General features: G+C 71.5%; 14 protein-coding genes. 4 read left to right on the plus strand and 10 right to left on the minus strand.

What is annotated here, in order from left to right; all coding sequences use genetic code 11:
• Window positions 1–88: 88 nt before the first annotated feature.
• Window positions 89–1,222, plus strand: coding sequence for an Mrp/NBP35 family ATP-binding protein (locus tag EDD93_RS03240; protein ID WP_123523726.1), 1,134 nt, complete (start codon window positions 89–91; stop codon window positions 1,220–1,222).
• Window positions 1,223–1,286: 64 nt separating this feature from the next.
• On the opposite strand, the gene EDD93_RS03245 is transcribed toward EDD93_RS03240, so the two are convergent.
• From EDD93_RS03245 to sigE, 5 genes are all read right to left on the minus strand, one after another.
• Entirely contained in the window at window positions 1,287–1,946 is a 660-nt protein-coding gene (locus EDD93_RS03245) for a hypothetical protein (RefSeq protein WP_123523727.1), read from the minus strand.
• 118 nt (window positions 1,947–2,064) lie between these two features.
• A complete protein-coding gene (locus tag EDD93_RS03250; RefSeq protein WP_123527560.1) occupies window positions 2,065–2,541 on the minus strand; it encodes a sec-independent translocase in 477 nt (158 codons plus the stop codon).
• Window positions 2,542–2,640: 99 nt separating this feature from the next.
• The gene (locus tag EDD93_RS03255) at window positions 2,641–4,386 is read right to left on the minus strand and encodes a S1C family serine protease (RefSeq protein ID WP_123523728.1); all 1,746 of its coding nucleotides are present in this window, start codon (window positions 4,384–4,386) and stop codon (window positions 2,641–2,643) included.
• A 110-nt stretch (window positions 4,387–4,496) separates the two neighbouring features.
• Window positions 4,497–5,483: a zf-HC2 domain-containing protein gene (locus EDD93_RS03260; protein WP_123523729.1), complete on the minus strand. Its 987-nt coding sequence runs from the start codon at window positions 5,481–5,483 to the stop codon at window positions 4,497–4,499.
• Window positions 5,480–6,241 (minus strand): RNA polymerase sigma factor SigE, encoded by a 762-nt coding sequence (gene sigE / locus EDD93_RS03265; protein ID WP_185092202.1) that lies wholly within the window; start codon window positions 6,239–6,241, stop codon window positions 5,480–5,482. The genes EDD93_RS03260 and sigE overlap by 4 nt, the downstream gene beginning before the upstream one ends.
• Window positions 6,242–6,423: 182 nt before the next feature.
• Here sigE and EDD93_RS03270 point away from each other — a divergent pair, with 182 nt between their 5' ends.
• Window positions 6,424–7,089, plus strand: coding sequence for an O-methyltransferase (locus EDD93_RS03270; RefSeq protein WP_123523731.1), 666 nt, complete (start codon window positions 6,424–6,426; stop codon window positions 7,087–7,089).
• Window positions 7,090–7,294: 205 nt separating this feature from the next.
• Here the strand turns inward: EDD93_RS03270 and EDD93_RS03275 are convergent, their stop codons facing one another.
• On the minus strand, window positions 7,295–7,462 hold the full coding sequence (locus tag EDD93_RS03275; protein WP_003966491.1) for a DUF3117 domain-containing protein: 168 nt from the start codon (window positions 7,460–7,462) through the stop codon (window positions 7,295–7,297).
• Between the two features lie 313 nt (window positions 7,463–7,775).
• Here EDD93_RS03275 and EDD93_RS03280 point away from each other — a divergent pair, with 313 nt between their 5' ends.
• Window positions 7,776–8,579, plus strand: coding sequence for an enoyl-CoA hydratase/isomerase family protein (locus EDD93_RS03280; RefSeq protein WP_123523732.1), 804 nt, complete (start codon window positions 7,776–7,778; stop codon window positions 8,577–8,579).
• Between the two features lie 29 nt (window positions 8,580–8,608).
• Here the strand turns inward: EDD93_RS03280 and EDD93_RS03285 are convergent, their stop codons facing one another.
• Both EDD93_RS03285 and EDD93_RS03290 read right to left on the minus strand, forming a co-directional pair.
• Window positions 8,609–9,196, minus strand: coding sequence for a DNA-3-methyladenine glycosylase I (locus tag EDD93_RS03285; RefSeq protein ID WP_123523733.1), 588 nt, complete (start codon window positions 9,194–9,196; stop codon window positions 8,609–8,611).
• Window positions 9,193–9,699 carry a hypothetical protein gene (locus tag EDD93_RS03290; protein WP_123523734.1) on the minus strand — a complete coding sequence of 169 codons (507 nt, stop codon included), beginning with the start codon at window positions 9,697–9,699 and terminating at the stop codon, window positions 9,193–9,195. The genes EDD93_RS03285 and EDD93_RS03290 overlap by 4 nt, the downstream gene beginning before the upstream one ends.
• Window positions 9,700–9,911: 212 nt before the next feature.
• Here EDD93_RS03290 and folP point away from each other — a divergent pair, with 212 nt between their 5' ends.
• Window positions 9,912–10,784, plus strand: a complete 873-nt coding sequence (gene folP, locus EDD93_RS03295) for a dihydropteroate synthase (protein ID WP_123523735.1) — start codon at window positions 9,912–9,914, stop codon at window positions 10,782–10,784.
• Window positions 10,785–11,019: 235 nt separating this feature from the next.
• Here folP and EDD93_RS03305 read toward each other — a convergent pair whose 3' ends face one another.
• Both EDD93_RS03305 and dapE read right to left on the minus strand, forming a co-directional pair.
• Window positions 11,020–11,769 (minus strand): TIGR00730 family Rossman fold protein, encoded by a 750-nt coding sequence (locus EDD93_RS03305; protein WP_123523737.1) that lies wholly within the window; start codon window positions 11,767–11,769, stop codon window positions 11,020–11,022.
• Between the two features lie 96 nt (window positions 11,770–11,865).
• On the minus strand, window positions 11,866–12,945 hold the full coding sequence (gene dapE, locus EDD93_RS03310) for a succinyl-diaminopimelate desuccinylase (RefSeq protein WP_123523738.1): 1,080 nt from the start codon (window positions 12,943–12,945) through the stop codon (window positions 11,866–11,868).
• Between the last annotated feature and the right edge of the window lie 14 nt (window positions 12,946–12,959).

The following is a 12,959-nucleotide window of genomic DNA, read 5'->3' on the forward strand; positions in this document are numbered from 1 at the left end:
TCGCGCGTAGGAAGAGCCGCCGTGATGCCCGCCCGTCTCCCGCCACACCCTTTCCAGGAGCGGGGCGCGCACCCGTACTATCGACGGTATGGCTACGGAAGACGCGGTGCTTGAGGCACTGGCGACAGTGAACGACCCGGAGATCCACCGCCCGATCACCGAGCTGGGCATGGTGAAATCGGTCGAGATCGATCCTGACGGTGTAGTCGCTGTCACGGTGTATCTCACCGTTTCCGGCTGCCCGATGCGCGAGACGATCACCAACAACGTGACCGACGCGGTGGCCCGCGTCGAAGGCGTGTCCCGGGTCGAGGTCACCCTCGACGTGATGAGCGACGAGCAGCGCAAGGACCTGGCGAGCTCGCTGCGCGGCGGCACGGCGGAGCGCGAGGTGCCCTTCGCCCAGCCCGGCTCGCTGACCCGGGTGTACGCGGTCGCCTCCGGCAAGGGCGGCGTCGGCAAGTCCTCGGTGACCGTGAACCTCGCGGCCGCGATGGCCGCCGACGGCCTCAAGGTCGGCGTCGTGGACGCGGACATCTACGGGCACAGCGTGCCCCGGATGCTCGGCGCGGACGGCAAGCCGACCCAGGTCGAGAACATGATCATGCCGCCGTCCGCGCACGGCGTGAAGGTCATCTCCATCGGCATGTTCACCCCGGGCAACGCCCCGGTGGTGTGGCGCGGCCCGATGCTGCACCGCGCGCTCCAGCAGTTCCTCGCCGACGTGTACTGGGGCGATCTGGACGTCCTGCTGCTCGACCTGCCGCCGGGCACCGGTGACATCGCGATCTCCGTGGCCCAGCTGGTGCCGAACGCGGAGATCCTGGTCGTCACGACCCCGCAGCAGGCGGCCGCCGAGGTGGCGGAGCGGGCCGGCTCGATCGCCGTACAGACCCACCAGAAGATCGTCGGCGTCGTCGAGAACATGTCGGGCATGCCCTGCCCGCACTGCGACGAGATGGTCGACGTGTTCGGCTCGGGCGGCGGCGCCCGGGTGGCGGAGGGGCTGACCCGGACGGTCGGCGCGGAGGTGCCGGTGCTCGGCTCCATCCCGATCGACGTACGGCTGCGCGAGGGCGGCGACGAGGGCAAGCCCGTCGTCCTGTCCGACCCCGACTCGCCGGCGGGCAAGGCGCTGCGTTCCATCGCGGACAAGCTGAGCGGCCGTCAGCGCGGCCTGTCAGGCATGTCCCTGGGCATCACCCCGCGCAACAAGTTCTGACCCCGGACGAACCCGTGGCGGGCCGGGGCGGTGCTCCCCGGCCCGCCCCCGGTCCCGCCTGCGGCTACGCGTACGACGTGATGTCACCGACGGCCGAGAAGCCCAGCCCGTAAGCGCTCATGCCCCGCCCGTACGCCCCGATGTGCACCCCGCCGTGCGCCGACCCTGCCAGCACCCAGCCGAACTCGGACTCGCGGTAGTGGAAGGCCACCGGCACCCCGTCGACCGGCAGCGAGAGCGCCGACCACTCGGGGCCGTCCAGATCGTCGGCCAGCTCGAAGGCCGTCTCCGTCTGCTGGTCCAGCCAGTCGTCCCGCAGGGTGTGGTCCATCTGCGCGGGCCAGGTGTAGGCCAGCAGGCCCGAGCCGGCCAGCCAGGCCGCCGATGAGACCGTCGTGGCGTCCAGGACACCCGTACCGTCGCCGCTGCGCCGCACCGGGCTGCTGGCCACGGTCACGACGACGGCGAAGCGCTGTCTGTCCTCGCCCGCGTCGCTGCGCACCGAGGGTTCGTCGCCGTGGCCGGTGGAGCCGTGCTGCACCGTGCCGTCCGCGGCGGTGCCCACCTGCATCAGCCAGCGCGGCCCGGTGAACGCCTCGTCAAGTCCGTACCAGGGGAAAGGCGCCTTCAGATAGCCGTCGACCGTGAGCCGGGCCGCCGGCACCCCCTCTGCCGTGCCTGTGTCCGGCGCACCTTCCGCGCCCACCCGACTCGTTGTCTCCATCTGTCCGGCCGCCTCCTCGATCCGTAGGGTCCGGAGCGGCCCGCCCCCCTCGGGCGTCCTCACAACCGGACAGATGGAGAATAGCCATACCGTCCGGACGAGTCGGGATTGACGGGTGTCAGGTGGCGTCTGCGTCGAACGGCGGGTGATCGTCCTTCGCGGGCTGCTCACGCTTCTTGAGCAGGTCCGGAGCGCCTGCGGAGCCGTTCGCCGCGGTGACCGCGGAACCGCCCGACACGCCGCTCTTCGCCTCCACCGACGAGGTCGCGCGGCCGTTGACCACGTCCGTGACCTCGGAGACCTCCTTGCGCAGGTCGAAGCTCTCGCGGATCTCCTTCAGCCCGAGATCGTCGTTGCCGTCCATGAGCTGCTTGCGGACGAACGTCTTGGGGTTGAGGTCCTCGAACTCGAAGTCCTTGAACTCCGGGCCGAGCTCCGTGCGGATGTCTTCCTTGGCGCTCTCGGAGAACTCACGGATCTTGCGAATGAAGCCCGTGACGTCCTGGATCACCTTGGGCAACTTGTCCGGACCGAAGATGAGCACGCCGATGATCGCGAGCGCCACCAGTTCGAGTGGTCCTATGTCATTGAACACCTTGCGGCTCCTCGTGTTCTCCGCGACCAGGTCGGATGAGGTCCGGACCCGGCCCACGGTACCCGGCCGAACTGTCCGCGCGGTAGCTTCCCGTGTCCGTCACGTGCCGGTTGCCGAACCGAGCGTCAAAGTCATGGTCAGGTCTTTACCACCGCGGGTCAGCTCGAGGTCCAGCCGGTCCCCCGGCCGGTGCGAGCGGATCTTCACGATCAGCTCCTCGCCGCTGTGCACCCGGGCGCCGTTCACCTCGGTGATGACGTCGCCGGGCCGGATCCCGGCCTTGGCGCCCGGACCGCCCTGCGTGACGGACGACTTGCCGTCCGCGCCCTGCTGCCCGACCTTGGCGCCGTCACCGGTGTACTTCATGTCGAGCGTGACGCCGATCACCGGGTGGGTGGCCTTCCCGGTGTTGATCAGCTCCTCGGCGACCCGCTTGCCCTGGTTGATCGGGATGGCGAAGCCGAGGCCTATGGAGCCTGCCTGGCCGCCCTCGGTCGTCGAGCCGCTGTCTGCGGCACGGATGGCGCTGTTGATCCCGATGACGTGCGCGTCGGTGTCGACCAGCGGTCCGCCGGAGTTGCCCGGGTTGATCGGGGCGTCGGTCTGCAGCGCGTCGACGTAGCTGATGTCGCTGCCGTCGCCCTTCTCGCCGCCTGCCGTGATCGGCCGGTCCTTGGCGCTGATGATGCCGGAGGTGACCGTGTTGGACAGGTCGAACGGTGCCCCGATGGCCACCACCGGGTCGCCCACCCGCACGTTGTCGGAGTTGCCGAGCGGCAGCGGCTTCAGCCCGGAGACGCCGCTGACCTTGACCACGGCCAGGTCGTAGCCGCTGTCCTTGCCGACCACCTCGGCGTTCGCCGTCTCCCCGCCGCTGAACGTCACGGTGATCTCACCGGACGAACCGGCGGGGGCCACGACGTGGTTGTTGGTGAGGATGTGTCCCTTGTTGTCGAGGACGAAGCCGGTGCCGGTGCCGGACTCGGTGCTTCCGCTGACGTGCAGGGTGACCACGCTGGGCAGCGCGCTGGCCGCGATACCGGCGACGCTGTCGGGAGCGCGGCCGCCACCGTTGCGTTCGTCCTGGGCCAGATCGATCTGGGTGAGGCCGCCGTTGCGCTCTATGTAGGCGCCTATCCCGCCGCCGATGCCGCCCGCCACCAGGGCCAGGAGCAGCGCGCCGACGAGGACGGAGCCGCGCCGGTTCTTCCGCCGGCCGCCGTCGGTGCCGAGCGGGGGGCCGGGGTTGGTGATCAGGGGCTGCCGGGGCGCGCCCCAGGGGTCGTACTGAAGCCATTGCGGCGACGGGTGGTGGTGGGGCTGCTGCGACTGCTGGTGGGGCTGGGGCTGCTGGGGCTGCTGATGGTGCTGGTGCTGGTGCTGGGGCTGCTGGGGGCCCTGCGGCAGTGCGGCCGGGGGCGGGAAGGCGGCCGGCGGGACGGAAGCCGGGGCGGGGGCCGGTACGGGGGCGGGGGCGGGCGCTGTCGTGATGCCCGCGCCGTTCGTGCCCGAGTAGGGCGGCGGTACGGGGGTGCCGTGTGCCGGGGTCTGGACCGGCCGCTGCACGGGGGGTGCGGGCGCCCAGGGACCGGGGCCGCCGTAGGGCGGGGTGCTGTACTGGTCGGGCTCGTGCAGCGGCCGCGCCGCCCGTGGCGCGGCCTCGGCCGAGGCGGACACCTCCGGCTCCGTGCCCGCCTCGGCCCCGCCGCTCTCAGCGATCGCGTCCGACGGGGGCACCGCGTCCTCGACGGGCGACGGATCCTGAGGCGCTGTGTCCGTGCTGCGCCCCGGCGTGGGCCTGCTCCACCACTTCGCCTTCGGCTCGGTGGGCTTCCCGTCGTCCATGCTCTCCCCGCAACTGCCTCAACTGGCCTCTGCACGCCCCACTGGGGCGTCCCTCCCGGAAATCCTGCCGGAATTCAACCAGGTTTGTGCATGCCCTGCGCGGACGTGTGTCAGCGACGGGGAAGGAGCGGCAGCCCGTGGTTGGCGGGAACCGGCAGTCCGGCCGCCGATGTGGGGGTCCGGGACGGCTCGGGGGAGGCCGTGGAGAGTCCGCTGCCGAGCGCCTGGGCGAACAGCGGGCTGGTGCCGTTGGGACGTATCAGCGAAGGCGCGGACACGTTGGCCTGGACGGGCAGCGCGTAACGGCTCCCGGTGAGACCGCCGGTGCCGAGCAGGGGCGGGGCCGAGGAGAACGCCAGCGGCGCGGCGTTCATGACGAGGGAGACCCGGCGGTCGCCGATGCCGGCGGCCGGGAGCGTGCCGTGGCCGCCCCCGCGGCGGCTGACGGTGGTGCCGCTCTCGGCGCGAGCGTCGGCGTCCAGCGGTGTGGCGCTGGAGCCCGGACCCTCGGCCCGGGTCGGGGAATCGGGTCCCGCGTCCGTCGGCAGGGCGCCGCCCAGGGCGATGGCGGCCAGCGAGACGGCACTGGCGGCGGCGAACGCGAACCTGCGGCCCCGCCACGGCGAACGGTCGGCCTCGCGGCTGACCTCGTGGATACGGAACGCGGGCCGGGTCGGTCCGGCCGGAAGGACCGCGGCGGAGCCGTGCGCGGCCGGGAGGTATCCGAAGCCGTCGAGCGGCGAGCCGCCCGAGGGTGAGTCCGCGCGGCTGCCGAGCGGCCGCGTCACCGGGAAGACTCCGTCACCGAAACGGCCTGAGCCGCCCATTGGTCTTCCCCGACTGTCGTCGTCACCACCCGGTCCACCGGGAAGGCCCTGCAAGCGGGCAAGGAAGCCCTCGGAGGGAGAGGGCGGGGCCGAGTCGGCGAAGACACTCTTCAGGCGCCGCTGGGCGGCAGCCTCGGCCTTGCACTTGGCACAGGTCGCGAGGTGGGCGAGCACCCGGTCACGGGCGTCGTGTTTGAGCTCGCCGTCGACAAGCGCGGCGAGCCGGTCCCCCAGGTGTTGTTCCGCGGAGGTCGGACCTGTGCCACTCACGCCGCTCCGCCCTCCCCTGCCGCGAGGACCCCGGTGAGCGAGCGCTGCTCGGCACGGGCCTCGGGCGAACGGTGCTGCAGCGCCTTGCGCAGGTGGGAGCGCCCGCGGTGGATGCGGCTGCGCACGGTGCCGAGCTTCACGCCGAGTGTCGCGGCGATCTCCTCGTACGAAAGTCCCTCGATGTCACAGAGCACGACCGCGGCCCGGAACTCGGGCGCGAGGGTGTCCAGCGCCTGCTGGACGTCGGCGTCGAAGTGGGTGTCGTTGAAGACCTGCTGCGGCGACGGCTCACGGCTCGGCAGCCGCTCGGCGGCGTCGTCACCCAGGGAGTCGAAGCGGATCCGCTGCTTGCGGCGCACCATGTCCAGGAACAGATTGGTCGTGATGCGGTGCAGCCAGCCCTCGAAGGTGCCGGGCGTATAGGTCGACAGCGAACGGAACACCCGGACGAAGACCTCCTGAGTGAGGTCCTCGGCGTCGTGCTGGTTTCCCGTCAGTCGATAGGCAAGGCGGTAGACACGACCGCTGTGCGTGCTGACGATCTCTTCCCATGAGGGCGGCGTCCACGCCTGGGAGTGCGCATCCGAGGCGAAGGTCGCGGTCGTTGCGGAGTCGTTGGAAGAACGGTCAGCAATGTTGGTCACGGATTTCGGCTCACCCACCGACCTGAGGAAGCGCCGCAGCACTCCTCCCCGATCCACAGGCGCAGCCGCACCTCCCCTGTCGGCTCTGGTGGTGTCCAGTGGAGCCCCTACCATAGCCACCTCGCCCGTTAGCTCCGGATAAGCCTTTTTCCTGCTGGGGCCGGGGGCAGCCCCGGGAACCGACTGCCCGTGATCCCCGGACCCGATCTGCGAGGCCGATCCACGGGCTTTCCCCTCTCCTTCCATAACGCCCGGTCCCATCTGCGGGTTCCCGGGTGCAGCGGATACAGTCACCGTTGCGCCAACTACGGGGACAGGAGAGGGCCATCACAGCCAACCGGCAGACGAGCTGGGCGTTCGCCGACGCCTTTGTCGCCGAGGACGAAGCACTGCGCTGGGCCCGGGACCGGGCCCGGGACGCGGGGCTCCGCTCGGTGTCACCGGGCACCGGCGCAGCGCTGCGCCTGCTCGCTGCCACGACGGACGCCAAAGCGGTCGCCGAAATCGGCACAGGTACGGGCGTGTCCGGCATCTATCTGCTGCACGGAATGCGGCCCGACGGGGTGCTGACCACGGTCGACCCGGAACCCGAGCGCCAGCAGTTCGCCCGCGAGGCCTTCCGGGCGGCGGGCTTCGCCGCCAACCGCGCCCGCTTCATCCCCGGCCGCGCGCTGGACGTACTCCCCCGGCTGGCGGACGGCGGATACGACCTCGTCTTCTGCGACGGCGACCGGATGGAGAGCCTGGACTGCCTCGCTGAATCGTTGCGCCTGCTGCGACCTGGCGGCCTGGTGTGTTTCGAGGGCGTTTTCGCGGACGGCCGTACGGTCGACTCGGCGCCCCAGCCCGCGGAGGTGCTGCGCCTGCGCGAACTGCTGCGCGCGGTCCGCGAGAGCCAGGAGCTGATGGCGACCCTGCTGCCGGTGGGCGACGGCCTGCTCTGCGCGGTACGGCGCGGCTAGGGCGTGTGTTGAAAGCAGCGTCGTCCGCCCGGAGGGCGGGCAGACGGGACTTTCAACACACGCTCTGGGGCCTGTCGGGCATGATCCGAACGAGCGGACCACGGCCTCTCGAAGGCCCTGGCCCCGATTTCCCCGGCACCGGACGCACTACTGCCCCGGCACGGAATCCGTGCCGGGGCAGTAGTGAAGTGTGGGCTCCTCCGCGTCAGCCGACGACCTTCTTGAGGGCATCGCCCAGCGCATCGGCCTCGTCCGGAGTCAGCTCCACGACAAGCCGACCGCCGCCTTCGAGCGGAACGCGCATGACGATGCCCCGCCCCTCCTTTGTCACCTCGAGCGGGCCGTCGCCCGTCCGCGGCTTCATGGCCGCCATGCTCGTTCCCCTTCCTGAAACCAGCTCATCGCAACCGGCGGCCCCATGACAGGCGCTGCCTCACCGGCATCGAACACATTGCTTCCAGGCCATTATCCCGCATCACAGACCCCGATGACCAACATCGCTCTGCATCGCTTGCGCAACGCGCTCGCTCAAAACCACCCAATTCGGCGAACGGACTGCGATACTCCGTCCCCCTTACCCCTCCATCGGGGCGTAATTGTTAGACGCAGGTCACATGTTCGCGTCCGCCGAAGTCGGCCATGCTTGCCTCGACAGACTTTGGACGAGGCGCAAAAGGGGACTCCACATGGCCGACGCCGTGCTCTGCGACGTGAGCGACGGGCTCGCGACGATCACGATCAACCGTCCCGACGCGATGAACGCGATGAACACCGCGGCCAAGGTGGCGCTGCGTGACGCCCTGACCTCCGTGGCCGCCGATCCGGCCGTGCGGGCGGTGCTGCTCACCGCCGCCGGCGAGCGCGCCTTCTGCGTCGGGCAGGACCTCAAGGAACACGTCGCCAAGCTGGCGGAGGCCCGGGAGTCGGACGGTGGCAACGCCCTCAGCACCGTGCGGGAGCACTACAACCCCATAGTGCGGGCCATCACCGAGATGCCGAAGCCCGTCGTAGCCGGGGTCAACGGGGTGGCGGCCGGTGCCGGTTTCGGTTTCGCCCTCGCCTGCGACTACCGGGTGGTCGCGGACACCGCTTCGTTCAACACCTCGTTCGCGGGTGTCGCGCTCACCGCCGACTCGGGCGTCTCCTGGACGCTGCCCCGGCTGATCGGCCCGAGCCGTGCAGCCGACCTGCTGCTCTTCCCCCGCTCGATCTCCGCGCAGGACGCCCAGGACCTGGGCATCGTGAACAGACTGGTACCCACCGCAGAGCTCGCCGCCGAGGCCGCCGCGGTGGCCCGCAGGCTGGCGGACGGCCCGACGGTGGCCTACGCGGCGCTCAAGGAGTCCCTGGCATACGGGGCGGGTCACACCCTCGGGGAGGCGCTGGAGAAGGAGGACGAACTCCAGACCCGGGCGGGCGCGTCGCAGGACCACGCGATCGCGGTGCGGGCCTTCCTCGACAAGGAACGGCCCAAGTACCTCGGGCAGTAGCCGCCCCACGCCCCGGAGCGGGCCCGCTCCTACGCCCCGGTGCCGCGCGCCACGCAGTCGACGAGATGGTCGTCGACCAGCCCGCACGCCTGCATCAGGGCGTAGGCGGTGGTGGGGCCGATGAAGCGGAGCCCACGCTTCTTGAGGTCCTTGGACAGTGCCGTGGACTCCGTCGTGACCGCCGGGACGTCCCCGAGCGTCCGGGGGGCGGGCCGGGTGGCCGGGTCGGGGGCGTACGACCAGATCAGCTCGTCCAGCTCACCGCTGCGCCAGCCGGCCAGCACCTTGGCGTTGGCCATGGTGGCGTCCACCTTCGCGCGGTTGCGGATGATGCCCTCGTCGGCCAGCAGCCGCTCCCGGTCGGCGTCCGTGAACCGCGCCACGGCGGGGATGCTGAACCCGGCGAACGCGGTGCGGAAGCCTTCCCTGCGGCGCAGGATCGTCAGCCAGGACAGGCCCGACTGGAACGCCTCCAGGCACAGCCGCTCGAAGAGCGCGTCGTCGCCGTGGACCGGGCGGCCCCACTCCGCGTCGTGATAGGCGAGGTAGTCCTCGGTGGACAGGCCCCACGGGCAGCGCAGCCGGCCGTCCGCCGCGGCTTCGGCTCCGCCGCTCATCGCCCGCCCTCCTCGTCCGGCCGGGGTGCGGCGGCGCTGTTCCCGGGGTTCGCCGGGGGCTGCCCCTGCTGATGCGGCTCCTGCTGCGGCTGCCAAGGGGCCTGCCAGGGCGTCTGGGACCGTCCCTGGTGCTCCTGGTGCTCCTGGTGCTCCTGGGGGAGATCGGGCTCCTTGAGGAGATCCGGGCCACCCGCCCTGGTGGCCTGCGCACCGGCGAGCGCGGACTCCAGCTCCGCGATCCGCGCGTCCCGCTCGGCGAGCTCGGCGCCGAGCCGGCCCAGCGCCTCGTCGACATCCGTCATCCGGTAGCCGCGGGCGGCGACCGGCAGCCTGAGCGCCTCGACATCCGCGCGGCCGACCGGGCGCGTCGCGGGCAGCGGATCGACCAGCTGCTCGGGCGCCACGTCCTGGAGGATCGCGCTCCTCCCTCCGCCGATCACCGCGAGGGTGACCGCGGCGACCACAACCACCATCGCGAGCAGCAAGAACCAGAACACGCGCATCTCCCCGGGAGCGGAATTTCGTCCGGCTCCGATCGTGCCATGCGGCACCGGCAGTCGGTGCCCCGCCCGGTGCGGCCTGCCGGGTTCGCCGCGCCCGCAGGGAGCGTGCGTGCCGGGCGGCGTGACGGGGCGGGCCGTGGCGGGCGAGGCATTAGGGTCGCAGTCGGTCCCGGCGGGAGATGCGCCGGAAAACTCACAGGGAGATTCACGGGATGCGAAGCGGTGCGCTCAGGCTGGGGCGGCGCGAGTTCGGTGCGCACGAGCCGGTGATCATGGCGATCGTGAACCGCACCCCGGACTCCTTCTACGACCAGGGCGCGACCTTCCGTGACGAGCCGGCTCTCTCCCGCGTCGAGCAGGCGGTGGCGGACGGTGCCGCGATCATCGACATCGGCGGGGTGAAGGCCGGGCCCGGCGAAGAGGTCACCGCCCAGGAGGAGGCCCGCCGGACGGTCGGGTTCGTCGCGGAGGTGCGCCGGCGTCACCCGGACGTGGTGATCAGTGTCGACACCTGGCGCCACGACGTCGGCGAAGCGGTCTGCGAGGCCGGCGCCGATCTGCTGAACGACGCGTGGGGCGGCGTCGATCCCAGGCTCGCGGAGGTGGCCGCGCGGTACGGGGCGGGCCTTGTGTGCACGCACGCGGGCGGCGCCGAGCCTCGGACCCGGCCGCACCGGACCGGGTACGAGGACGTGATGGCGGACATCCTGCGGGTGACCGTGGGGCTGGCCGAGCGGGCCGTCGAGCTGGGTGTCCGGCCGGACGGCATCATGATCGACCCGGGGCACGACTTCGGGAAGAACACCCGCCACTCCCTGGAGGCGACGCGCCGCCTCGAAGAGATGGCGGAGACGGGCTGGCCGGTGCTGGTCTCGCTGTCCAACAAGGACTTCGTGGGCGAGACCCTCGACCGCCCGGTGAAGGAACGCCTGATCGGCACCCTGGCGACCACCGCGGTGTCCGCGTGGCTGGGGGCGCGGGTGTACCGGGTGCACGAGGTGGCGGAGACGCGGGACGTCCTGGACATGGTGGCGGCCATCGCCGGGCACCGGGCGCCGGCCGTGGCGCGGCGCGGGCTCGCCTAGCGGGGCGGAGGCCGTGGGGGCACGGTGCGCTCCAGGCGTGCGCTCCCTGGCGGTGCGCCTGCGGCGGGCCTGTTCCCCCTCCCCGCCCCTTCCCGTAACCGGGGCTCCGCCCCGGGCCCCGCGCCTCAAACGCCGGCGAGGCTGGGGGCACGGGGAGGAAGGGAGCCCGGACCTGTCTGCGACGAGCCCGGGAACGTACCTGGCGACCGCCAGGGAACTCGCCGGGGAGGCGGCCCTAGCGGCCGACCTCCTTCGTCACCAGTGCCACCGCCTCGTCCACGTCGTCCGTGACGTGGAACAGCAGCAGGTCCTTCGCGGAGGCCTTGCCCTGGGCGATCACGGTGTCGCGGAGCCAGTCGACCAGGCCGCCCCAGTACGCCGTGCCGAACAGGACGATCGGGAAACGGGTCACCTTGCCCGTCTGGACGAGCGTGAGCGCCTCGAAGAGCTCGTCCAGGGTGCCGAGTCCGCCGGGCAGGACGACGAAGCCTTGGGCATACTTCACAAACATGGTCTTTCTGACAAAAAAGTAGCGAAAGTTCACGCCGATATCGACGTGCGGGTTGAGGCCGGACTCGAAGGGCAGCTCGATGCCCAGGCCGACCGAGACCCCCTTCGCCTCCCGCGCCCCCTTGTTCGCCGCCTCCATCGCTCCGGGGCCGCCCCCGGTGATCACCGCGAACCCCGCTTCGACCAGCGCCTTGCCGAGCCGTACGCCCGCCTCGTACTCCGGCGCGTCGACCGGCGTGCGGGCCGAGCCGAAGACGCTGATGGCACTCGGCAGTTCGGCCAGCGCGCCGAACCCCTCGACGAACTCCGACTGGATGCGCATCACCCGCCAGGGGTCGGTGTGCACCCACTCGGAGTCACCCTCGGAGTCCAGCAGCCGCTGATCGGTGGTGCCGGGCTGTACCTGGTCCCTGCGGCGCAGCACCGGGCCGAGTCGCTGTTCCTCGGGAGTCCCTGCTCCCTCGGGGTTGCCCATGACCTGCTCCCTCCGACGACGTCAGAGCCACCCTGCGGCGCTCTGTCTTTGCCCAGCGTAGATCGCCGGACGTTACGGGCAGGGGAATGCCGGAGGTCAGGTCGTGAGCCAGGAGCGGAGCCGCGCCTCGCAGTGGGTGATCCGCTCGACCGCCACGTGCTCGTCGCGCTTGTGGGCGAGGATCGGATCGCCGGGGCCGTAGTTCACGGCGGGGACGCCGAGCGAGCCGAAGCGCGCTACGTCCGTCCAGCCGAACTTGGGCCGGGCGGTGCCGCCGACCGCGTCCATGAACGCCTTGGCCGCGGGGTGGGAGAGGCCGGGCATCGCCGCGCCGGAGTGGTCGTCGACGACGAATTCGGCGACGCCGCAGCCGGCGAAGACCTCGTGGACGTGGGCCAGCGCCTCCGCCTCGCTCAGGTCGGGGGCGTAGCGGTAGTTGACGACGACGGTGCAGGCGTCGGGGATGACGTTGTTGGCGACGCCGCCCTCGATGCGTACGGCGTTGAGCCCCTCGTGGAACTCCAGCCCGTCGATCACCGGCTTGCGCGGCTCGTACGCGGCGAGCCTGGCCAGGATCGGGGCGGCGCCGTGGACGGCGTTGGACCCCATCCAGCTGCGCGCGGAGTGCGCCCGCTCCCCTTCTGTACGGAGGAGGACGCGCAGCGTGCCCTGGCAGCCGCCCTCGACCTCGCCGTTGGAGCCCTCCAGGAGGACGGCGAAGTCGGCCGCCAGCCAGTCGGGGTGGGCGTCGGCGATGTGTCCGAGGCCGTTGAGGTGTGCGGCGACCTCCTCGTTGTCGTAGAAGACGAAGGTGAGGTCGCGGTTGGGCTCGGGCACCGTAGCGGCGATCCTCAGCTGGACCGCGACGCCGGACTTCATGTCGGAGGTCCCGCAGCCCCACAGCAGCCCGTCGGCGTCGAGCCGGGAGGGCACGTTGTCCGCGATCGGCACGGTGTCGATGTGCCCGGCGAGCAGGACGCGCTCGGCGCGGCCGAGGTCCGTCCTGGCGACGACGTTGTTGCCGTACCGGTCAACGGTCAGGTGCGGGAGGGTCCGCAGCGCCGTTTCGATGGCGTCAGCGAGGTCCTTCTCGTCCCCGCTGACCGAGGGGAAGTCGACGAGCCGGGCGGTCAGCGCGGGTCCGTCCAGTGTGAGGTCAAGGGTGCTTTCGGCCATGGCTACGACCCTAG

The organism is Streptomyces sp. 840.1, from assembly GCF_003751445.1.
GTDB lineage: Bacteria > Actinomycetota > Actinomycetes > Streptomycetales > Streptomycetaceae > Streptomyces.

What these genes read in the sequence shown, in the direction of transcription:
- EDD93_RS03240 (WP_123523726.1), top strand. Translation starts at nt 89, where the DNA reads ATGGCTACGGAAGACGCGGTGCTTGAGGCACTGGCGACAGTGAACGAC.
- EDD93_RS03245 (WP_123523727.1), bottom strand. Translation starts at nt 1,946, where the DNA reads ATGGAGACAACGAGTCGGGTGGGCGCGGAAGGTGCGCCGGACACAGGC.
- EDD93_RS03255 (WP_123523728.1), bottom strand. Translation starts at nt 4,386, where the DNA reads ATGGACGACGGGAAGCCCACCGAGCCGAAGGCGAAGTGGTGGAGCAGG.
- sigE (WP_185092202.1), bottom strand. Translation starts at nt 6,241, where the DNA reads ATGGTAGGGGCTCCACTGGACACCACCAGAGCCGACAGGGGAGGTGCG.
- EDD93_RS03275 (WP_003966491.1), bottom strand. Translation starts at nt 7,462, where the DNA reads ATGGCGGCCATGAAGCCGCGGACGGGCGACGGCCCGCTCGAGGTGACA.
- EDD93_RS03280 (WP_123523732.1), top strand. Translation starts at nt 7,776, where the DNA reads ATGGCCGACGCCGTGCTCTGCGACGTGAGCGACGGGCTCGCGACGATC.
- EDD93_RS03285 (WP_123523733.1), bottom strand. Translation starts at nt 9,196, where the DNA reads ATGAGCGGCGGAGCCGAAGCCGCGGCGGACGGCCGGCTGCGCTGCCCG.
- EDD93_RS03290 (WP_123523734.1), bottom strand. Translation starts at nt 9,699, where the DNA reads ATGCGCGTGTTCTGGTTCTTGCTGCTCGCGATGGTGGTTGTGGTCGCC.
- folP (WP_123523735.1), top strand. Translation starts at nt 9,912, where the DNA reads ATGCGAAGCGGTGCGCTCAGGCTGGGGCGGCGCGAGTTCGGTGCGCAC.
- EDD93_RS03305 (WP_123523737.1), bottom strand. Translation starts at nt 11,769, where the DNA reads ATGGGCAACCCCGAGGGAGCAGGGACTCCCGAGGAACAGCGACTCGGC.
- dapE (WP_123523738.1), bottom strand. Translation starts at nt 12,945, where the DNA reads ATGGCCGAAAGCACCCTTGACCTCACACTGGACGGACCCGCGCTGACC.